The following is a 21101-nucleotide window of genomic DNA, read 5'->3' as shown; positions in this document are numbered from 1 at the left end:
ACTTATGATGGAAATTCTGCGTGGTTCGCCTGCACTGTCTGCATTCCGTATCAATAAACTGCTGGCGCGCTTTCAGGCTGCCAACCTCCAGGTCCACAATATATACGCTGAGTATGTCCATTTTGCTGACCTGAACGCCCCGTTAAATGATAGCGAGCAGGCGCAGCTTACCCGTCTGTTGCAATACGGCCCGGCGCTTAGCAGCCATACGCCGGCGGGTAAACTCCTGTTGGTCACACCGCGTCCTGGTACCATCTCCCCCTGGTCTTCAAAAGCAACGGATATCGCCCACAACTGCGGCCTGCAACAGGTTGATCGGCTGGAGCGCGGCGTAGCGTACTATATCGAGGCTTCGACGTTGACGGCGGAACAGTGGCGACAAGTGGCCGCAGAGCTGCACGACCGTATGATGGAGACGGTGTTCTCTTCTTTAACCGATGCGGAAAAACTGTTTATCCACCATCAGCCTGCGCCGGTTTCCAGTGTCGATCTGCTGGGAGAAGGCCGTCAGGCGTTAATTGACGCCAACCTGCGTCTTGGTCTGGCGCTGGCGGAAGATGAAATCGACTATTTGCAGGAGGCGTTTACCAAACTGGGGCGCAACCCGAACGATATCGAATTGTACATGTTCGCCCAGGCGAACTCCGAGCACTGCCGCCACAAGATTTTTAACGCCGACTGGATTATCGACGGTAAACCGCAGCCGAAGTCGCTGTTTAAAATGATTAAAAACACCTTCGAAACCACGCCGGACTATGTGCTCTCTGCCTATAAAGACAATGCCGCGGTGATGGAAGGATCTGCGGTGGGGCGCTACTTCGCCGACCACAATACCGGCCGTTACGATTTTCATCAGGAGCCCGCGCACATTCTGATGAAGGTCGAAACGCATAACCACCCAACCGCCATCTCTCCGTGGCCGGGGGCGGCGACCGGTTCCGGCGGCGAAATTCGTGATGAAGGCGCCACCGGGCGTGGCGCGAAACCAAAAGCCGGGCTGGTGGGCTTCTCCGTTTCCAACCTGCGTATTCCGGGCTTTGAACAGCCGTGGGAAGAGGATTTTGGCAAGCCGGAACGTATTGTCACCGCGCTGGATATCATGACCGAAGGCCCGCTGGGCGGCGCGGCATTTAACAATGAATTTGGTCGCCCGGCGCTGACCGGTTACTTCCGTACTTATGAAGAGAAAGTGAACAGCCACAACGGCGAAGAGCTGCGCGGCTACCATAAGCCGATCATGCTGGCGGGCGGGATCGGTAATATCCGCGCCGATCACGTGCAGAAAGGCGAGATCGTCGTCGGCGCGAAGCTGATCGTCCTTGGCGGCCCGGCGATGAATATCGGCCTCGGCGGCGGCGCGGCATCGTCAATGGCTTCCGGCCAGTCTGATGCGGATCTCGATTTTGCCTCTGTTCAGCGCGATAACCCGGAAATGGAACGCCGCTGCCAGGAAGTGATCGACCGCTGCTGGCAGTTGGGCGACGCTAACCCAATCTTGTTTATCCATGATGTGGGCGCGGGCGGTCTCTCCAATGCGATGCCGGAGCTGGTGAGCGACGGCGGGCGAGGCGGGAAGTTCGAACTGCGCGACATTCTTAGCGACGAGCCGGGCATGAGCCCGCTGGAAATCTGGTGTAACGAATCCCAGGAGCGCTATGTGCTGGCGGTCGCGGCTGACCAGTTGCCGCTGTTCGATGAACTGTGTAAGCGCGAACGCGCGCCGTATGCGGTCATTGGCGACGCTACCGAAGAACAGCATCTCTCGTTGCATGATAACCATTTCGACAATCAGCCGATCGACCTGCCGCTGGATGTCCTGCTGGGCAAAACGCCGAAAATGACCCGCGATGTGCAAACATTGAAGGCGAAAGGCGATGCGCTGAACCGCGCGGATATCACGATTGCCGACGCGGTAAATCGTGTTCTGCATCTGCCGACCGTGGCGGAAAAAACCTTCCTTGTCACTATTGGCGACCGTACCGTCACCGGTATGGTGGCGCGTGACCAGATGGTTGGCCCGTGGCAGGTCCCGGTGGCTGACTGCGCGGTCACTACCGCCAGCCTCGACAGCTACTACGGCGAAGCGATGTCGATTGGCGAGCGCGCGCCGGTGGCGCTGCTGGACTTTGCCGCCTCCGCCCGTCTGGCCGTCGGTGAAGCGTTGACTAACATTGCCGCGACGCAGATTGGCGATATCAAGCGCATTAAGCTTTCCGCTAACTGGATGGCGGCAGCCGGTCATCCTGGCGAAGATGCCGGTTTGTATGACGCGGTTAAAGCGGTGGGAGAGGAACTCTGTCCGCAGCTTGGCCTGACGATTCCGGTGGGTAAAGATTCGATGTCGATGAAAACCCGCTGGCAGGAAGGCAACGAACAGCGCGAAATGACCTCGCCGCTGTCGCTGGTGATTTCCGCGTTTGCCCGCGTGGAAGACGTGCGTCACACCCTTACGCCGCAGCTGTCAACGGAAGATAACGCCTTGTTGCTGATCGATCTTGGCAAGGGCCACAACGCGCTGGGCGCAACGGCGCTGGCGCAGGTCTATCGTCAGCTTGGCGACAAACCCGCGGACGTGCGTGACGTCGCGCAACTGAAAGGCTTCTATGACGCCATGCAGGCGCTGGTCGCTGCGCGTAAATTACTGGCCTGGCACGACCGTTCCGACGGCGGTCTGCTGGTGACGCTGGCCGAGATGGCCTTTGCCGGCCACTGCGGCGTGCAGGTCGATATCGCTGCGCTGGGCGATGACCATCTGGCCGCACTGTTCAACGAGGAGCTGGGCGGCGTGATTCAGGTACGCGCTGAAGACAGAGACGCGGTCGAAGCGCTGTTGGCGCAGTACGGCCTTGCTGACTGCGTCCACTACCTTGGTCAGGCCCTGGCTGGCGATCGCTTTGTGATTACCGCTAATGACCAGACGGTATTCAGCGAAAGCCGCACTACGCTGCGTGTCTGGTGGGCGGAAACGACCTGGCAGATGCAGCGTCTGCGCGACAATCCGCAATGTGCTGACCAGGAACACGAGGCGAAAGCGAATGATGCCGATCCGGGCCTCAACGTGAAGCTGTCGTTTGATATTAATGAAGATATCGCCGCGCCGTACATTGCGACAGGCGCACGACCGAAAGTCGCTGTACTGCGCGAGCAGGGGGTGAACTCTCACGTGGAGATGGCGGCGGCGTTCCATCGTGCGGGCTTTGACGCGATTGACGTCCATATGAGCGACCTGCTGGGCGGTCGTATCGGTCTGGGCAACTTCCATGCGCTGGTGGCTTGCGGCGGCTTTTCCTACGGCGACGTGCTGGGGGCGGGCGAAGGCTGGGCGAAATCCATTCTGTTTAACCCTCGGGTGCGCGACGAATTCGAAACCTTTTTCCATCGTCCGCAGACGCTGGCGCTTGGGGTGTGCAACGGTTGCCAGATGATGTCGAATCTGCGCGAGCTGATCCCGGGCAGCGAACTGTGGCCGCGTTTTGTACGTAACCATTCTGACCGCTTCGAAGCCCGCTTCAGCCTGGTAGAAGTGACGCAAAGCCCATCGCTGCTGCTGCAAGGAATGGTAGGCTCACAGATGCCGATTGCGGTTTCCCATGGGGAAGGGCGCGTTGAGGTGCGGGACGATGCGCATCTTGCCGCGCTTGAGAGCAAAGGCCTGGTCGCCCTGCGCTACGTTGATAACTTTGGTAAGGTGACTGAAACCTATCCGGCTAACCCGAACGGTTCGCCCAACGGCATCACGGCGGTGACGACCGAAAACGGTCGGGTGACGATTATGATGCCGCATCCGGAACGCGTATTCCGCACCGTCGCCAACTCCTGGCACCCGGAAAACTGGGGCGAGGATAGCCCGTGGATGCGTATCTTCCGTAATGCGCGTAAGCAGCTTGGTTAATTAGCCCGATAGCCATTAAGCCCCTCTTCACGAGGGGCTTTTTTGTAGACGGCGCTTATCAGGCCCACGGGGAAGCGCGGTTGTAGCTACCGTCTTGAACGTCAAGCGGTAGGCCGGATAAGGCGTTTACGCCGTCATCCGGCAATAAACCAGTGCTTATGCCGCAAGATTAAAGTGTCGGGAAATCCCGACATGAGTGGGGGATAGGTTGTCGCCAAAAAGAGACATTTAACTATTTGATTTTAAATTGTTTTATTTTTATGTGTTGCAGGTGTTGCTGATTGGCGACAGAAAGGGCAAAAAACAGACAGAGCCATTTTTAGCATGAATAACGATATTTTTCATATCTATCATTGTGTTAACAAAGTATTTTGAATGTTGGCACAATTACTGCATAATGATAACCAGTGGCTCATTCACCTTCTTATGTCAGCCCCTTAGGGACGCGCTACATAAACTTCGAATGACGCACAACAAGGTGCCTGCCGTCCAACTTCTGATAATAGCGTAGCTTTATCAACCTCCGGGCGAAACGTCGAGTTAGGCACCGCCTTATTCCATAACAAAGCCGGGTTTAGCCCGGCTTTGTTGTATCTGGCGCTTCCCTCGGTTAGCATCTTTTTTATTCTTCTTTTATGTGAGCGACACGTTGAAGCGCTGGTCTGTTTTCCCCCGTTCTTTACGACAATTGGTCATGCTGGCCTTTTTGCTGATCCTGCTGCCGTTGCTGGTTCTGGCCTGGCAGGCGTGGCAAAGCCTTAACGCGTTAAGCGATCAGGCTGCGGTGACTAACCGCAGCACGCTTATTGACGCCCGGCGCAGTGAGGCGATGACCAACGTCGCGCTGGAGATGGAGCGAAGCTACCGACAGTATTGCGTGCTTGACGATCCGACGCTGGCAAAAGTGTATCAAAGCCAGCGTAAGCGCTATAGCGATATGCTGGACGCCCATGCCGGCGTCTTGCCGGATGATAAGTTGTATCAGGCGTTACGCCAGGATTTAAACGCGCTGGCGCAATTGCAGTGTAAAGATAGCGGCCCGGAAGCGGCAGCGGCCGCGCGTCTGGAGGCCTTTGCCAACGCGAATACGGAAATGGTGCAGGCGACGCGTACTGTGGTTTACTCGCGCGGGCAGCAGTTACAACAAGAAATCGCCGAGCGCGGACAATTTTTCGGCTGGCAGGCGCTGGTGCTATTTCTGGTGAGCCTGGCGATGGTGCTACTTTTTACCCGCATGATTATCGGGCCGGTGAAAGGAATTGAACGGATGATTAATCGCCTGGGCGAAGGCCGTTCTTTGGGGAATACCGTCACCTTTACCGGTCCGCGTGAATTACGATCGGTGGGGCAGCGCATTATCTGGCTGAGTGAGCGTCTGGCGTGGCTGGAATCCCAGCGCCATCAGTTTCTACGTCACCTGTCCCATGAGCTGAAAACCCCGCTGGCCAGTATGCGCGAGGGGACAGAGCTGCTGGCCGATCAGGTGGTTGGGCCGCTGACGCCGGAGCAAAAAGAGGTGGTCGATATTCTGGATGACAGCAGTCGTAATTTACAAAAATTGATTGAGCAATTGCTTGATTACAACCGGAAACTGGTAGACAGTGCCACAGAGCTGGAAGCGGTCGATATCGCGCCGCTTGTGGATATGGTGGTTTCCGCCCACAGTTTGCCTGCCCGCGCTAAAATGATGCATACCGATGTCGACCTGGAGGCCGAACGCTGCATAGCAGAGCCCATGTTGCTGATGAGCGTGCTGGATAATCTCTATTCCAACGCGGTGCACTATGGCGCTGAATCCGGTAACATTTGTATCCGTAGTCGCTCTCAGGGCTCCACGGTTTATATCGATGTGGTTAATAGCGGCGAGCCGATTCCGCAAACCGAAAGAGAAATGATTTTTGAGCCTTTTTTCCAGGGAAGCCACCAGCGAAAAGGGGCGGTAAAAGGCAGTGGGTTAGGGCTGAGTATCGCCAGAGATTGTATTCGTCGAATGCAGGGAGAGATCCAACTGGTGGATGACAACGCGCAGGAAGTTTGTTTTCGCATCTCGCTGCCATTGCCTGCATCTGACAAACACTAATATGAATTTAAGCCTGGTGCGTATGTCACACGTTTTCGTCCAAACTATTAAACGATGCCTTTTGCGGTGGGGAATACCGGTGGGCATATCGTGTCTGGCGCTGACCGCATGTGTTCCCCATGCTTCACAGCAACTGCCCGGTAGCGCAGCGCAGGACACGCTCCCCCATTATCAACTGGCAGATTATCTCCCGACGGCGTGCGCGGATATCTGGTCGCTACGCGGGCAGGCGGTGGAGACGAATCCGCTGTACTGGCTACGCACGATTGACTGCGCCGATCGTCTGATGCCGGTTCAGTCGCGCGCAGAGGCGCGCGCGTTGACGGATGATAACTGGCAAAATGCCTTCAGGCGCGGGATTTTACTGGCGGATGCAAAAATTACGCCGCCGGAGCGGCGCGCCATAGTGACCCGTCTGGAGGCGTTAAGCGCGCAAATACCGGCTCAGGTACGGCCCGTCTACCAAATCTGGCATGACGGTCAGGCGTTGCAATTAGCGCTTTCTGCCGAACGTCAGCGTTATAGCAAGCTCCAGCAAACGTCAGATAGTGAGCTTGATGCGCTGCGCCAGCAGCAACAGGCCTTGCAAACGCAGCTCGATCTTACCACCCGTAAGCTGGAGAGTTTAACCGATATTGAGCGCCAGCTTTCGACACGAAAACCGGCAGGGAATTACAACGCCGATACGCCGCATACGAATGACAAACCCGCGACGTCTGAAGATGGCGCGGCGCCGTCGCCGTCACAAGATGAGGTAACGCCATGATAAGCCGTAAACCGGCGCACCTGCTGCTGGTCGATGACGATCCCGGATTACTGAAATTACTCGGTATGCGCCTGACCAGTGAAGGATACAGCGTAGTGACCGCAGAGAGCGGCCAGGAAGGACTACGGGTACTGCATCGGGAAAAAGTGGACCTGGTAATAAGCGACCTGCGCATGGATGAAATGGATGGTATGCAACTGTTCACAGAAATTCAGAAAGTACAGCCGGGAATGCCGGTTATCATTCTGACGGCGCATGGTTCTATTCCGGATGCGGTGGCCGCTACCCAGAAAGGCGTATTCAGCTTTTTGACGAAGCCGATCGACAGAGACGCGTTATATAAAGCGATAGATGAAGCGCTGGAGCAGTCCGCTCCCGCGACGGACGATAGCTGGCGCAACGCTATCGTTACCCGTAGCCCGCTGATGCTGCGACTGCTTGAACAGGCGCGCATGGTCGCGCAGTCGGATGTCAGCGTATTGATTAACGGACAAAGCGGCACCGGGAAAGAGATTTTCGCACAGGCGATTCATAATGCCAGCCCGCGCAGTAACAAGCCGTTTGTCGCCATCAACTGCGGCGCGTTGCCGGAACAGTTGCTGGAGTCCGAATTATTCGGCCATGCGCGCGGCGCCTTTACCGGCGCAGTGAGCAATCGTGAAGGGTTGTTCCAGGCGGCGGAAGGCGGCACGCTGTTTCTGGATGAAATTGGCGATATGCCCGCGCCGTTACAGGTGAAGCTGCTGCGGGTGTTACAGGAGCGTAAAGTCAGGCCGCTGGGCAGCAATCGCGATATTGATATCGACGTGCGAATTATTTCCGCGACGCACCGCGATCTGCCGAAGGCGATGGCGCGGGGCGAATTTCGTGAAGATTTGTACTACCGGCTGAATGTCGTGAGCCTGAAAATTCCGGCGCTGGCGGAGCGTACCGAGGATATTCCGCTGCTGGCTAATCATCTGCTCAGACAGTCGGCACAGCGGCATAAACCGTTTGTTCGCGCCTTTTCTACTGATGCAATGAAACGGCTGATGACGGCAAGCTGGCCGGGCAACGTGCGCCAACTGGTCAACGTCATTGAACAATGCGTGGCGTTAACCTCTTCGCCGGTGATCAGCGATGCGTTGGTCGAACAGGCGCTGGAAGGCGAAAACACCGCGCTGCCCACCTTTGCCGAAGCGCGAAACCAATTTGAACTGAACTATCTGCGCAAGTTACTGCAAATTACCAAAGGTAACGTGACGCACGCGGCAAGGATGGCGGGGCGCAACCGCACGGAATTCTATAAGCTACTCTCCCGTCACGAACTGGATGCGAATGATTTCAAAGAGTAGTTTTCATGCCGTAAAGTAGTGCGAAATATGTTACGTTTAACCGATCAAAACACAGGCGACCTTTTCAAGGAATAGCATGAAAAAGATTGATGCGATTATTAAACCCTTCAAGCTGGACGATGTCCGTGAAGCGCTGGCCGAGGTAGGTATTACCGGCATGACGGTCACCGAAGTCAAAGGCTTTGGCCGTCAAAAAGGCCACACCGAGCTGTATCGCGGCGCGGAATATATGGTGGATTTTCTGCCGAAGGTAAAAATTGAAATCGTTGTGCCTGACGACATCGTGGATACCTGTGTTGACACCATCATTCGTACCGCGCAGACGGGGAAAATCGGCGACGGTAAGATCTTTGTCTTTGATGTCGCCCGCGTTATTCGTATCCGTACTGGCGAAGAAGACGACGCGGCTATCTGATGTGCCGATTCGCTGCCCGTCTCCTCCTTGTGGGCAGCGAACCACCGTTTAATCGCCCTGCGGTAGCGCCGATGTAGTCCGGGTGCAAACCCATCTCAGGCCGACAATGGCGACGATCAGCGCCACGCAACTTAGCGTCCACTCGCCCATTTGCGAGAAAAAGTGTCCGTAGGCGGCTACCGCCGTATCACTAATTTGCGATTCCGTGGTTTGTTGCGCGACGACGCCAGCCAGCCAGTTAGCGACCGCGCCGGTCGCCAGCATATAAATACCGGTCAGCACGCCCGTGACGCCAGGCAGGTTGAGGCGGGTAATTTGCGCCATCGCGACCGGATCAATAAACAGCTCCGCAAAGCCCATCAGCGCCAGCCCTGCGATCATCATTCCCATTGATGCCTGCCCATCTAACCGGGCCTGATGCGCGTTTAGCGCCAGCAGCATAAAACCGCCGCCCATTAATACCAGCCCCACGGCAAATTTAAGCCAGACGCGCAGCACCGAGCGGGCGCTCTCTTTCGGGCTGCTCAGCCACGCCAGCACCACACCCGCCGCCATCACCGCAATCGCATTGACCGACTGGAACAATGCGGTGGGGACGGTCATGTTCAGCCAGTGGCGGTTGACAAAACGGTCGATGAATAAACTGATCGAACTTCCGCCCTGCTGCGCCAGAACCCAGAAGAGAGTGCCGGTGATCATTAACAGAACGATTTGCCACAAGGCGCGACGGTGTTCGGGAAATTTAACCATAATACGGGCGATAAGTTGCGCCGCGAAGACGCAGACAATGGCCAGCACATAGCCAGACCAGTTATTTTCCAGCAGGAGGGTGAAGAATACCGGCGCGATACACAGCATTAATACCAGCCAACCCCAGGTTGGAAGGGCAAATTTAACCGCCCGCAGCGCGGGGCGATTAACCCCACGCGTCTGCTGAAAGTAGCGATGACCGCTTAAAAAGATGAGCAGGCCGATGAACATTCCGACGCCCGCCAGCGCAAAGCCGACATGCCAGCCATACCACTGCGCCGCCAGACCACAGGCGATCGGCGCGGCTATCGATCCAATATTCCCGGCGGCGTAGAGCAGCGAGAATCCCCCGTCGCGGCGGTTGTCATCAGGGGCGTAAAGTTCGCCCAGCAGACAGCTAATATTGGATTTAAACAAGCCGTAGCCGCAGATAATAATGGCGAGCGCCGCATATAAACTCAGCGTTGAATCAGATTCTAAGCCCAATACCACATGACCCAGCGTCATCAATAAGGCGCCGGTGATAACCGCCACGCGGTTGCCAAGCAGGCGGTCGGCAAGCCAGCCGCCAAGAATAGGGGTAACGTAAACTAAAGAGGCGTAGGCGCTGAAGAGGTTGATCGCGTGGCTGTCATTAAAACCAAGCTGGTGGGTAAGATAAAGGATGAGTAAGGCACGCATGCCGTAAAAGCTGAAGTATTCCCAAATTTGAATCGCCACGATGTAAAAAATCGCGCGCGGTTGTGAGGGTGTTTTCATAAAGTCTCCTTGCTGCGTGAAAAAAGGGAAGTGGCAAGCCACTTCCCTTTGGTACTTATTTCGTATTTTCTTTCAGCACCTTAACGGTGTAACGTCCGTCTGCCTGACGATAGGCGCCGTGGATATCGGTTTCGAAGCCCGGATAGTGAGCGCCGATTTCGCACAGCATTTGCAGGAATTCCAGTACCGGACGGCTTTCCTCGGTGATCATTTCACCAGGCATCACCAGCGGCACTCCCGGAGGGTAAGGAAGGATCATGTTGGCGTTGACGCGTCCAACCATCTCTTCAAGATACACCTCTTCCGTTTCGCCATGCAGCTCTTTCTGGAACGCAGTATACGGCGTCATCACCATTTTCGGCAGCACTTCAAACGCACGGTACATTAAGTCCGGCAGATTATGATGTTCGACCAGTTTATGAATATTCTGCGCCAGTTCCTGGATGCGCATATTTTCATAAAACTCAGGCGCTTCGCGGTACAGTGCCGGCAGAATGTTTTTGACGCGCAGGTTCAGGTCAAAGGCGCGTTTAAATTCAGTGAGCGCGCGCAGCAGGCTCAGAGCTTTGGTTTTGTCGATACCAATGCTGAACAGGAACAGCAGGTTGTATGGACCGGTTTTTTCTACGATGATGCCGCGTTCATCGAGATATTTGGCGACCAGACTTGCCGGAATACCGAATTCATCCATCGTACCGTCTTTCTTCATCCCCGGCGTCAGGATAGTGACTTTGATCGGGTCGAGGTACATGTGTTCGTTATCGATATTTTTGAAGCCATGCCATGCGCTATCTGAACGCAGCGGCCAGCACTCAGCTCCATCGATATGTTCCGGCTGCCATACGTCAAAGAACCAGCCGTCAGATTCGCTTTTCAGGCGTTTAATTTCTTTACGGAATTTAATCGCACGTTCAATAGAGCCGTTAATCAGGCGTTTACCCGCATTACCTTTCATCATCGCCGCTGCGGTTTCAGTAGACGCTACGATACCGTAGTGCGGAGAAGTGGTGGTATGCATCATGTAGGCTTCGTTAAAGGTTTCTTCGTTAATGTCGCCTTTAACATGAATCATGGATGCCTGTGAAAACGCCGCCAGCAGTTTATGCGTGGACTGGGTTTCATAAATGATTTTGCCTTCTACACGGTTGCCGCTCATACCGCATTTACCCTGATAAATAGGGGAGAAATTGGTATAAGGCACCCAGGCGGAGTCAAAATGAATGGACTTCACATCCAGAGTTTTCTTGATGTAGTCAGTGTTATACAACAGACCGTCATAGGTTGAGTTAGTAATAACAGCGTGGACCGGCCAGGTTGCGTTAGGCGTCTCTTTTACCCGTTTAGCGATAGTGGCGTGCTGGAACTCGCTTTGCGGGATACCGCCAAGAATACCGTAGGCGTTACGGGTTGGGCGGAAATAAATCGGCGTAATGTCGCTCATCATCATCAGATGGGTCAGCGATTTATGGCAGTTACGGTCAATCAGTACCGTGCTGCCTGCCGGCGCGGAGTACATACCGACGATTTTGTTCGCCGTAGAGGTGCCGTTCGTCACCATGTAGCTACGTTCGGCGTTAAAGACGCGGGCGATATACTCTTCCGCTTCTTTATGCGGGCCGGAGTGGTCCAGCAGCGAACCCAGTTCGGAAACGGAAATCGAAATATCGGATTTCATCGTGTTCGGGCCGAAGAAATCATAAAAGATGCTGCCGACGGGGCTTTTCTGGAAAGCGGTCCCGCCCATGTGGCCAGGCGTACAGAAAGTATATTTCCCTTCGCGCACATATTTGAACAGTGCTTTTGTCAGCGGCGGCAGAATATTGTCGATGTATTCATCGGTATTCTGGCGAATTTTCGCCGCGATATCGGCTGCGGCGCCTAAAGCATATTCAAAGAAGCGAACCTGCATTCTCAGATCGTTGAGGCTGACGTCCAGCGTAGAGTAGCTGTTGGCGAAGGCGTACAGCGGCATATACTCGTTCAGCTTGCTAATCTCTTCGCAAAGCTCAAGGTTATATTTATCCCAGTCGAAAATGACGCCGCAAAGGCGGGAGTTATTTTCAATCAGCTTCAGCAGGTCTTCTCGGTCGTTTGGATAGACGATACGGAAATTTAAACCTTCCAGTGCACGATGCAGTTCACGAATAGGCTCTTCTTTAAAGTAGACGCCCATGTGGTTCATGATAGCAATAACGTTCATAGTCTTGTTCCTGGTAAAGTGGGCCCCTCCCGCTACGCTATAGCAGGTGACGAAAGGGGCTTTGAGAAAAAGGAGTTAGCGGTTAAAGCGCTTCAGCCGTATTGTTGTCGCTGTCGTTGTTCTGGCGCTGGTGCATTTTGCGACCGTAGAACATCAGGATGATCAGACTGACGATAAAGGTGCCGGAGAGTTCGAAGGAGCTGGCGCCCATCAGTGCGATGAAGCAAAATGCGCAGCCCAGTACAGAACAAATCAGGCTTACCGAGTTACGGATGTTGAACCCTTCGAAGCGAATCAGGTCAACACAGGAGTAGAAGTACGGCAGCATGGTAAGCAGTACGGCAATCCCGGTCAGTTCGCCGAACAGGTCGGACGCTTTACCGCCGCTGGAGTTCATGATGGTGATCAGAATCATCAGCGCCGTCATTTTCACCGCAGCCAACAGCAGACCTTTTTTCGGAATACCGTTTTTATCCATTTCACCGTAAATTTTCGGGAAGTTGCCGTCGTTGGCGGCGCGAACCCCAGCCTGGCCGACCAGCATCATCCAGGAGCCCAGAGACGTCAGGCAGGCGAAAGCGGTAAAGGCGGAAACCAGCGGCGCAGCCCAGCCACCCAGAATCGTGGAGGTACTGATAGCGAACGGCGCGCCGGAAGAGGCCATAACGGAAGCTGGGAACATCCCGGCGATAACCTGAGTCGCGGCGATATAGATGATGCCTGCCAGCGCGGTACCCAGCATGGTTGCCAGCGGTACGGTGCGTTTCGGGTTTTTCACCATGCCGGTGCTGACGGCGGCAGACTCAACGCCAACGAACGCCCACAGGCAGAGCAGAATACTTTTAACAATGGCGTGAGAGTCGGTCGTCGTAGACGTGTTCCAGTTCGCGTGATAGGTCGCGATATCGAACCAATGCCAGCCGGCGACTGCGGTCAAGACTACCGGGATCAGCACCAGGAATAGGCCAATCGTTGTCAAGCGGCTGACCCAGGCCCCACCCAGCATATTAATAAAGGTGAACAGCCAGACGATAGCAATACAGGCAATACCTGCCGGTATTGGATTATTTAATGCCGGGAAGAACGTAGAAAGATAAGAAACAGCGGTAATACCGATGGCTAAGTTACCAATCCAGTTTGCGTGATAATAAAGAACGCCGGTCTGGAAACCAAACGCCGGAGATATTTCCCCAGCATAAGCGATAGGGCCACCCTGTTGAGGGTTTTTGGTTGCCAGCCTCGCATAAACATAAGCCAGCGACATTGCCCCAATAATAGAAATTACCCAGCCCCAGATGGCAATGCCACCAATACTGGCAAGGTTGGCGGGTAATAATGCAATCCCGCTCCCCATCATATTACCGGCAACGACGCCAGTACAGGCAAATAGCCCGATCTTTTTGACAGAACTCATGTTCATTTCTCCTGAGCTGTATTTTTAAGAACCGGGCTTATGCTTCATATATGCTGCGTGCCCGTTCAACTGTCGACAAGATTAACGAATGGGTTGAGATAAGTCCTAAAGAAAAAGTGAAATAAACACAAACATGAAAAAACTGATAGATTGATTTTTTTGAATTAACATATAAATATCATGGAAAATATCATGAAAGGATAAACATCGTTTAATTACAAAGGGTTATATTTACATTTCTTTGCGATGAATATGTTGCCAAAATTAACATAAGCTATTTTTGGCAACATATTTTTCACAAAATAAAAGCGAAAAATTTAATATCTTTTCGCTTTTATTTGTCATGGTTCAGCGTTAAATTTAATCTTCTGCCAGAAAACTATTCAGATAAGGGACAATTTTCTGAACGGATGTCTGAAATACGCCGTTCTCGATCCAGTACAGAGTGTTTTCACCTGGACGTAAATTAAAGGCGGTCAGATAGGCATCAGCGGCCAGACGATTCTCACCTTTCATTTCGTAAACTTTCCCCAACAGGACATAGTTAAACCACGACATTTCAAGCTCGATGCTTTTATTGATTTCCTCATACGCTGCATCGATATCACCTTTGCCCAAAAGATCAACGGTCTTGATTTTATAATAAACAGACGTTTTCTCAACGCCCGGAATTTGATCTATTTTTTTAAACTCTTCGTTCAGCGCAGCCACTTGTTCTTTATCAAACGGCTGTTGTGATTGCCGTAATACATCTACCAGCACTTTATATTCATAGGCATAGTTGAAATCAGGCGTTTCCTTAATAATGCCATTCAGAATATCGCTGGCTTTACCTAGCGCCTGCGCATCGCCGCTCAGAATAAGCTGGCGCGCCTCATAAAAACGCATCAGCGCGGTATTTTGCGGCGTTCTGAACAGGGCCAGTTGTTCTCGCATACGATTAGGCCAGGGCTGTGTTAAAACGAAAGACAGGCTATTAAACAGATCATCCTGGATGGACAACTGGTTAGTATTGGTGACGAAATAACGCTTATCCAGCATGGTTGAACCATCGGCGTTATCAATGAGCACAACAGACATAAAGCACTGCTGCGCCCGATAGTGGCGCTGATTGACAAACTGAATGGTTAACGTCTTACCGGAGCTGCTTGGCTCATTGACCCGGTAATTGGTTTTATCGTGCACCATAAAGGTCGAGTAGGTGTTCAGCAGGTCGGTGATTAAGCCGCCCAGACCGATGGCGTAGGACTCCTGCGAGACCCAGTTATTACAGGAATTGCCGCCTTCAAAACGAACATCTATATCTCGTGGGTTAAGTAATAACCGCGTTTTTGTTACCGCGGCATTATGATCTACCACCGACATCACGATAAACACCACCAGCGTCGCCAGCGAGAGCAGGAACATCACCCACGTCCAGAAAGCGGCGATACGCGGCTTTTTCGCCTTTTTAGTCGGCGTTTGCAAAGAGGCGGGCGGCACAGGCGCAGCGGCAGGAACCCCCTCTGTCGGTTCTGCATTCGTCGCTGCGATCGGCGGCGGCGACGTTGATGAATTATCGATCTCATCGCTATTTTCTTCGCACCAGATAACCGGCGCCGTCAGCTTATAGCCGCGTTTAGGTACGGTAACGATGTATTCAGCATTGCTGTCTCCGCCATCTCTTAATGATTTGCGTAGTTCAGAAATGCTTTGGGTGACAACATGGTTGGTCACGATGGTGCGCATCCAGACATGATCAATAATGTTATCCCGGCTTAACACTTCATCCGGATGATGCGCAAAATACATCAGAAGATCGATCAGCCGTGGTTCAAGAGTAATCTGGCGTCCCTGACGACTGATCTGATTAACAGAAGGTGTAACCAGCCACTCTCCAATGCGTACAACAGGTTGCTGCATAAAAAGATGCCCTAACGAGCTAAGTCAAACGTTAATAATAACACGATTTGCACAGACTTTTTTTATTCCCCTTTTTTGTAAAAGAAAGGCATAAAAAGCAGCGCAATAAGCAGGGGAACGGGGAGGAAAACGGGCGTTCGCCTTAACGATAACGCCCGTTTTTTCAGAGGATTTCTTGCAATTACAGCACTTTATGCGGGCCGAAGCATTCGTAATGAATGTTTTCGTTATTCACGCCAAGTGAAACCAGTTGTTTTGCGGCAAACTGCATAAAGCCTACCGGGCCGCAAAGATAGAACTGCATTGCCGGATCGCTGATCGCGGCTTCCAGTTTGCTTAAATCCATCAGCCCTTCGCTGTCAAAGACGCGTTGGGCGCGATCGGCCTCGGTTGGCTCGCGGTACCAGGTATGGGCAGTGAAACGCGGCAGTGTACGGCCCAGCTCGCTTACTTCGTCGGCAAACGCATGAACGTCGCCGTTCTCCGCCGCATGGAACCAGTTCACCTGCGCGGTATGCTGTTCTTTCGCCAGCGTATCGAGCATCGCCAACATCGGCGTCTGGCCGACGCCAGCGGAAATCAGCGAAACGGGGGTATCAGCGGCGACATTCATAAAGAAGTCACCTGCCGGCGCAGCCAGATGTACCACATCGCCCACGCTGGCGTGATGGTGTAACCAGTTTGATACCTGGCCGCCGTCTTCACGCTTCACGGCAATACGGTACCCTTTGCCATCGGGTTTACGGGTCAGTGAATATTGGCGGATCTCCTGATGCGCAAAACCTTCCGGCTTCAGCCAGACACCCAGATACTGCCCGGGGCGGTATTCCGCCACCGTACCGCCGTCGACTGGTTCAAACTCAAAGCTGGTGATCAGTGCGCTACGCGGGGTTTTTGCAACGATGCGGAAGGGGCGCGTGCCTTCCCAGCCGCCGTCTTTGCTGGCGTTCTCGTGATAAATCTCGGCTTCCCGATGAATAAAGACGTTAGCCAGTACGCCATAGGCTTTTCCCCACGCGTCCAGCACCTCCTGGCCCGGGTTGAACATTTCGTCCAGCGTCGCCAGCAGATGCGTCCCGACGATGTTGTACTGCTCCGGCTTAATCTGGAAGCTGGTGTGCTTCTGCGCGATTTTTTCTACCGCCGGCAGCAACGCCGGTAAATTTTCGATATTGCTGGCGTAGGCCGCGATAGCATTAAACAGGGCTTCGCGCTGATCGCCGTTACGCTGGTTGCTCATATTGAAGATTTCTTTGAGCTCCGGATTATGCGTAAACATACGGTCGTAGAAGTGGGCGGTCAGTTTCGGTCCTGTTTCAACCAGCAGGGGAATGGTGGCCTTTACTGTAGCGATGGTTTGTGCGTCAAGCATACGTGCTTCCTTTATGTGAAAATCTAATGATGTATATCAAATGCATCTTATAAAAATACCCTTGCATTGTAAATGGATCTTCTCTGCTTTACGTTATGGAGGTAACAACGTGAAAAATCTGCATCACAAAGCTGAAAAGAAATCCGTTGAAATTCGTCAGGCTCTCGTTCAGGAAACCCTTATCTGACGCATAGGTAATCGTTTGCGTAAAAACCTTTGTCAAGACCTGTTATCGAAGAATGATTCGGTTATACTGTTGGCCGAAGTCCCACGGACTGCCTTTTCAGGCACAAATTTTATTGTTAGCTGAGTCAGGAGATGCGGATGTTAAAGCGTGAAATGAACATTGCCGATTATGATGCCGAGTTGTGGCAGGCTATGGAGCAGGAAAAAGTACGTCAGGAAGAGCACATCGAACTGATCGCCTCCGAAAACTACACCAGCCCGCGCGTGATGCAGGCGCAGGGGTCTCAGCTGACCAACAAATACGCTGAAGGTTATCCGGGCAAGCGCTACTACGGCGGTTGCGAATACGTTGATGTCGTTGAGCAGCTGGCTATCGACCGCGCGAAAGAACTGTTCGGCGCCGACTACGCTAACGTGCAGCCGCACTCCGGTTCTCAGGCTAACTTTGCTGTTTACACCGCGCTGCTGCAGCCGGGCGATACCGTTCTGGGTATGAACCTGGCGCAGGGCGGCCACCTGACTCACGGCTCCCCGGTTAACTTCTCCGGTAAACTGTACAACATCGTACCTTACGGTATCGATGAGTCCGGTAAAATCGACTATGACGAGATGGCGAAGCTGGCCAAAGAGCACAAGCCGAAGATGATTATCGGTGGCTTCTCTGCCTACTCCGGCGTGGTTGACTGGGCAAAAATGCGTGAAATCGCTGACAGCATCGGCGCATACCTGTTTGTCGACATGGCGCACGTGGCGGGCCTGATTGCCGCAGGCGTTTACCCGAACCCGGTTCCGCACGCTCACGTTGTCACCACCACCACCCACAAAACCCTGGCGGGTCCGCGCGGCGGCCTGATCCTGGCGAAGGGCGGCGATGAAGAGTTGTATAAAAAACTGAACTCCGCCGTGTTCCCAAGCGCGCAGGGCGGCCCGCTGATGCACGTGATCGCGGGTAAAGCGGTAGCGCTGAAAGAAGCGATGGAGCCGGAGTTCAAAGTTTACCAGCAGCAGGTGGCGAAAAACGCCAAAGCGATGGTGGAAGTGTTCCTGAACCGCGGCTACAAAGTGGTGTCTGGCGGCACTGAGAACCATCTGTTCCTGCTGGACCTGGTGGATAAAAACCTGACCGGTAAAGAAGCTGACGCCGCGCTGGGCCGCGCTAACATCACCGTGAACAAAAACAGCGTGCCGAACGATCCTAAGAGCCCGTTCGTGACTTCCGGTATCCGCATCGGTTCTCCAGCGGTCACTCGTCGCGGCTTCAAAGAAGCGGAAGTGAAAGAGCTGGCTGGCTGGATGTGTGACGTGCTGGACAACATCAATGATGAAGCCACCATTGAACGCGTGAAAGCGAAAGTGCTGGATATCTGCGCCCGCTTCCCGGTTTACGCGTAAGCGCTTATGTTGTGAAAATGGCCCGATGGCGCTGCGTCTGTCGGGCATTACTTATGCGCCATAACGTGACGCCGCCGGAAGTCATTATCCGGCGGCGTTGCCGTTTGAACTTCTCCCTCCGCTTGTTAACCTTATGTTACCCTTGCCAGCGCAACCGTTTACCGCCAGACTATCGCCTCCAAACGGGAGGGAATCATGGCATTGCATTCCACGCGCTGGCTGGCGCTCAGTTATTTCACCTACTTCTTTAGTTACGGTATTTTTCTGCCCTTCTGGAGCGTCTGGCTCAAAGGTCTTGGGCTAACGCCGGAAACCATCGGTCTTCTGCTGGGTGTGGGTCTGGTCGCGCGTTTTCTCGGTAGTCTGCTCATTGCGCCTCGCGTAAGCGATCCTTCGCGGTTGATCTCCGCGCTGCGTGTACTGGCATTGCTGACGCTGGTATTTGCGCTGGCATTTTGGGCAGGAACGCATGTCGCGTGGCTAATGGTGGTGATGGTTGGGTTTAACCTCTTCTTTTCACCACTGGTGCCGCTGACCGATGCGCTGGCCAATACCTGGCAAAAGCAAATTACCCTGGACTATGGTCGGGTGCGGCTGTGGGGGTCCATCGCCTTCGTGATAGGGTCGGCGCTGACCGGTAAGCTGGTGAGTTTATACGATTACCAGGCGATTCTGGCGCTACTGACGCTCGGCGTCGCCTCGATGTTGCTGGGTATGTTGTTACGTCCCAGCGTGCCGCCGCAAGGGGAAAGTCGTCAGCAGGAGAGCGCAGGCTGGCCCGCCTGGCGTACGCTGGTGGCACAAAGTTGGCGTTTTCTCGCCTGCGTCTGTTTGCTGCAAGGGGCGCACGCCGCCTACTACGGTTTTAGCGCCATCTACTGGCAGGGGGCTGGCTATTCAGCATCGGCGGTCGGCTATTTATGGTCGTTGGGCGTGGTGGCGGAAGTGATTATTTTCGCCCTGAGTAAAAAGCTATTCCGTCGGTTTAGCGCCCGCGACTTGCTATTGCTTTCCGCTGTGTGTGGGATGGTACGCTGGGGACTGATGGGCTGGAGTACGGCGTTGCCGTGGCTGATTGTGATACAAATCCTGCACTGTGGCACGTTTACCGTTTGCCATCTGGCCGCCATGCGCTATATCGCTGCGCGTCAGGGAAGCGAGGTGATTCGTTTGCAGGCCGTCTATTCCGCTGTGGCGATGGGCGGCAGCATCGCGATTATGACAGTATTTGCCGGTTTTCTGTATCAACATCTGGGCGGCGGCGTATTCTGGATTATGGCGCTGGTGGCATTGCCCGCTATCTTCCTTCGGCCCAAAGTGGTTGCCGTGTCATGATTCCAGGATCTTGCGGATCTGCTGCTGTTGGTGCTCTGTGAGGGCGCGATCCGCATGAATTAACGGCGGTGAGAAGAGCGGTAGCGGCGTGGCGTAAGGGGTAACAATCAGCGCTACGCCGCGCGGGCATCCCTCTTTTTGAAACGCCTGGAGCGATATCCGTCTGATATTCAGCGGCAATAGGGTCAGTTCACGCAGTTGCTGCTCAATATGCGTCTCCAGCGCATCATTTTTATCCGCTAACAATACGATCTGTCTCTCATGCAAATCGTTATCCTGCATCAGCCAGGCGCCGAAAATCACTGCCACCAGCCCCGTCTCTTCCTCGGAAAAGTGGATACCATATTCGGCTTCAAACCCGGCGAGCGCCTCACGTGTGGTGCGAACCAGACGCGGATAAAGACGGTTGAACTCTTCCGGAAGCGTATTATCGATGCCAATCGTGAATAAACTTCGGTTCAGCGCCTGGGCGAGATGGACATACAGCTGATCGTTAAGCCCTTGTTCGTCGCTGAAGCGTACGTTCCCTTTTTCTCGAAAGCGCAGCACCAGCCGCGCCACCTCCAGTCGCAGTTGCTGCGCCCGTTGATGCGTGTCGCGAATCGGGTCGGGGAGGCGAATCATTGAAAACAGTAACGCCATAAACAGCGCTTCATTGAGCGGTGCGGCCTGCATCACGTGGCGCTGCCAGTGACGACCAATTTCCTGGGCGAGTGGATATTCCGCGCACGACTGCGCCCAAATCTGCTGCACAGGGTTGAATTCCGGGGTGATGCCGGCATGGTGTTGTAGCAGACAATACTGTAAAAAGAGACGCAGGAACTGCACGTCGCGATGTTCAAATGGTTTTTGCAACCGGCGGGCGCACAGATTGATGAGCGCGTGCAGATTGATATCGTCATACAGCGGACGCGCGATACCGCGCTGCTTTAGCGCGTTTTTTAAGGCCGGAGTAAACTGTTGCGTGACGAAGGTCGGGCATAAACGCAGGCCGCGCCTGAGCCAGTGTAAAAGGCAAAGGCGCTGATCGAGTGCTGTACCTTCGATCCGATAGCAACCGTTCTGGCATGTTGTGATGGCAAGGCGATGATAGCGCTGGATCTCCAGGCTTGTCTCAGTGATATCCTCACGGGCAGTATCATCATCAACGCCATTAAGCGCGCTGAAGATTTCCACCGTGGCAATTGGCTCCGGCTGGAAAAGCGTCAGCAATACCTGACAGCGGCGCTGGGGAGCGGAAAGTACAGATGGTGGGGCAATTGTCGGCATCATCTGTCAGGTCTCCCGTTAGTTTGTCTGGTAAG

General features: G+C 53.9%; 13 protein-coding genes. 7 read left to right on the top strand and 6 right to left on the bottom strand.

The window, feature by feature from the left end:
- Positions 1 to 4 precede the first annotated feature (4 nt).
- The 5 genes from purL to glnB all read left to right on the top strand — a co-directional run bounded on the left by purL (position 5) and on the right by glnB (position 8487).
- Positions 5 to 3892, top strand: a complete 3888-nt coding sequence (purL, locus tag NBA72_RS17655; protein ID WP_000970048.1) for a phosphoribosylformylglycinamidine synthase — start codon at positions 5 to 7, stop codon at positions 3890 to 3892.
- 649 nt (positions 3893 to 4541) lie between these two features.
- Positions 4542 to 5972, top strand: a complete 1431-nt coding sequence (qseE, locus tag NBA72_RS17650) for a two component system sensor histidine kinase QseE/GlrK (RefSeq protein ID WP_001670672.1) — start codon at positions 4542 to 4544, stop codon at positions 5970 to 5972.
- Between the two features lies 1 nt (position 5973).
- A complete protein-coding gene (gene qseG, locus NBA72_RS17645) occupies positions 5974 to 6738 on the top strand; it encodes a two-component system QseEF-associated lipoprotein QseG (protein WP_001054239.1) in 765 nt (254 codons plus the stop codon).
- Positions 6738 to 8072 carry a two-component system response regulator GlrR gene (glrR, locus tag NBA72_RS17640; RefSeq protein WP_024131115.1) on the top strand — a complete coding sequence of 445 codons (1335 nt, stop codon included), beginning with the start codon at positions 6738 to 6740 and terminating at the stop codon, positions 8070 to 8072. The genes qseG and glrR overlap by 1 nt, the downstream gene beginning before the upstream one ends.
- A gap of 76 nt (positions 8073 to 8148) precedes the next feature.
- Positions 8149 to 8487, top strand: a complete 339-nt coding sequence (gene glnB, locus NBA72_RS17635; protein ID WP_000717694.1) for a nitrogen regulatory protein P-II — start codon at positions 8149 to 8151, stop codon at positions 8485 to 8487.
- A 48-nt stretch (positions 8488 to 8535) separates the two neighbouring features.
- Here the strand turns inward: glnB and NBA72_RS17630 are convergent, their stop codons facing one another.
- From NBA72_RS17630 to hmpA, 5 genes are all read right to left on the bottom strand, one after another.
- On the bottom strand, positions 8536 to 9996 hold the full coding sequence (locus NBA72_RS17630; protein WP_042948305.1) for a POT-type proton-dependent oligopeptide transporter: 1461 nt from the start codon (positions 9994 to 9996) through the stop codon (positions 8536 to 8538).
- 55 nt (positions 9997 to 10051) lie between these two features.
- Entirely contained in the window at positions 10052 to 12196 is a 2145-nt protein-coding gene (gene cadA, locus NBA72_RS17625) for a lysine decarboxylase CadA (protein WP_042948306.1), read from the bottom strand.
- An 82-nt stretch (positions 12197 to 12278) separates the two neighbouring features.
- The gene (gene cadB / locus NBA72_RS17620) at positions 12279 to 13610 is read right to left on the bottom strand and encodes a cadaverine/lysine antiporter (protein WP_000100008.1); all 1332 of its coding nucleotides are present in this window, start codon (positions 13608 to 13610) and stop codon (positions 12279 to 12281) included.
- 360 nt (positions 13611 to 13970) lie between these two features.
- Complete coding sequence (cadC, locus tag NBA72_RS17615; RefSeq protein WP_023136412.1) at positions 13971 to 15512, bottom strand: lysine decarboxylation/transport transcriptional activator CadC; 1542 nt, start codon at positions 15510 to 15512, stop codon at positions 13971 to 13973.
- Positions 15513 to 15693: 181 nt separating this feature from the next.
- Entirely contained in the window at positions 15694 to 16884 is a 1191-nt protein-coding gene (gene hmpA, locus NBA72_RS17610; RefSeq protein WP_000883147.1) for an NO-inducible flavohemoprotein, read from the bottom strand.
- Between the two features lie 324 nt (positions 16885 to 17208).
- On the opposite strand from hmpA, the gene glyA reads away from it, so the two are divergent.
- Together glyA and NBA72_RS17600 are read left to right on the top strand one after the other, a co-directional pair.
- Positions 17209 to 18462: a serine hydroxymethyltransferase gene (gene glyA / locus NBA72_RS17605; protein WP_000919178.1), complete on the top strand. Its 1254-nt coding sequence runs from the start codon at positions 17209 to 17211 to the stop codon at positions 18460 to 18462.
- 195 nt (positions 18463 to 18657) lie between these two features.
- On the top strand, positions 18658 to 19797 hold the full coding sequence (locus NBA72_RS17600) for a 3-phenylpropionate MFS transporter (RefSeq protein ID WP_001635180.1): 1140 nt from the start codon (positions 18658 to 18660) through the stop codon (positions 19795 to 19797).
- On the opposite strand, the gene csiE is transcribed toward NBA72_RS17600, so the two are convergent.
- Complete coding sequence (csiE, locus tag NBA72_RS17595; RefSeq protein WP_000982961.1) at positions 19792 to 21069, bottom strand: stationary phase inducible protein CsiE; 1278 nt, start codon at positions 21067 to 21069, stop codon at positions 19792 to 19794. The two genes, NBA72_RS17600 and csiE, sit on opposite strands and share 6 nt — an antisense overlap.
- Positions 21070 to 21101 lie beyond the last annotated feature (32 nt).

The sequence above is a fragment of the Salmonella sp. NW1250 genome, from assembly GCF_051812965.1.
GTDB classification, from domain to species: domain Bacteria; phylum Pseudomonadota; class Gammaproteobacteria; order Enterobacterales; family Enterobacteriaceae; genus Salmonella; species Salmonella enterica.
Note: the sequence above shows the minus strand (reverse complement) of the source record. Positions and strands in the feature narration are given on the sequence as shown.

Excerpts from the sequence above, each read along its gene's own strand:
- purL (WP_000970048.1), top strand. The coding sequence starts at position 5 with ATGATGGAAATTCTGCGTGGTTCGCCTGCACTGTCTGCATTCCGTATC.
- qseG (WP_001054239.1), top strand. The coding sequence starts at position 5,974 with ATGAATTTAAGCCTGGTGCGTATGTCACACGTTTTCGTCCAAACTATT.
- glnB (WP_000717694.1), top strand. The coding sequence starts at position 8,149 with ATGAAAAAGATTGATGCGATTATTAAACCCTTCAAGCTGGACGATGTC.
- NBA72_RS17630 (WP_042948305.1), bottom strand. The coding sequence starts at position 9,996 with ATGAAAACACCCTCACAACCGCGCGCGATTTTTTACATCGTGGCGATT.
- cadA (WP_042948306.1), bottom strand. The coding sequence starts at position 12,196 with ATGAACGTTATTGCTATCATGAACCACATGGGCGTCTACTTTAAAGAA.
- cadB (WP_000100008.1), bottom strand. The coding sequence starts at position 13,610 with ATGAGTTCTGTCAAAAAGATCGGGCTATTTGCCTGTACTGGCGTCGTT.
- cadC (WP_023136412.1), bottom strand. The coding sequence starts at position 15,512 with ATGCAGCAACCTGTTGTACGCATTGGAGAGTGGCTGGTTACACCTTCT.
- hmpA (WP_000883147.1), bottom strand. The coding sequence starts at position 16,884 with ATGCTTGACGCACAAACCATCGCTACAGTAAAGGCCACCATTCCCCTG.
- glyA (WP_000919178.1), top strand. The coding sequence starts at position 17,209 with ATGTTAAAGCGTGAAATGAACATTGCCGATTATGATGCCGAGTTGTGG.
- NBA72_RS17600 (WP_001635180.1), top strand. The coding sequence starts at position 18,658 with ATGGCATTGCATTCCACGCGCTGGCTGGCGCTCAGTTATTTCACCTAC.
- csiE (WP_000982961.1), bottom strand. The coding sequence starts at position 21,069 with ATGATGCCGACAATTGCCCCACCATCTGTACTTTCCGCTCCCCAGCGC.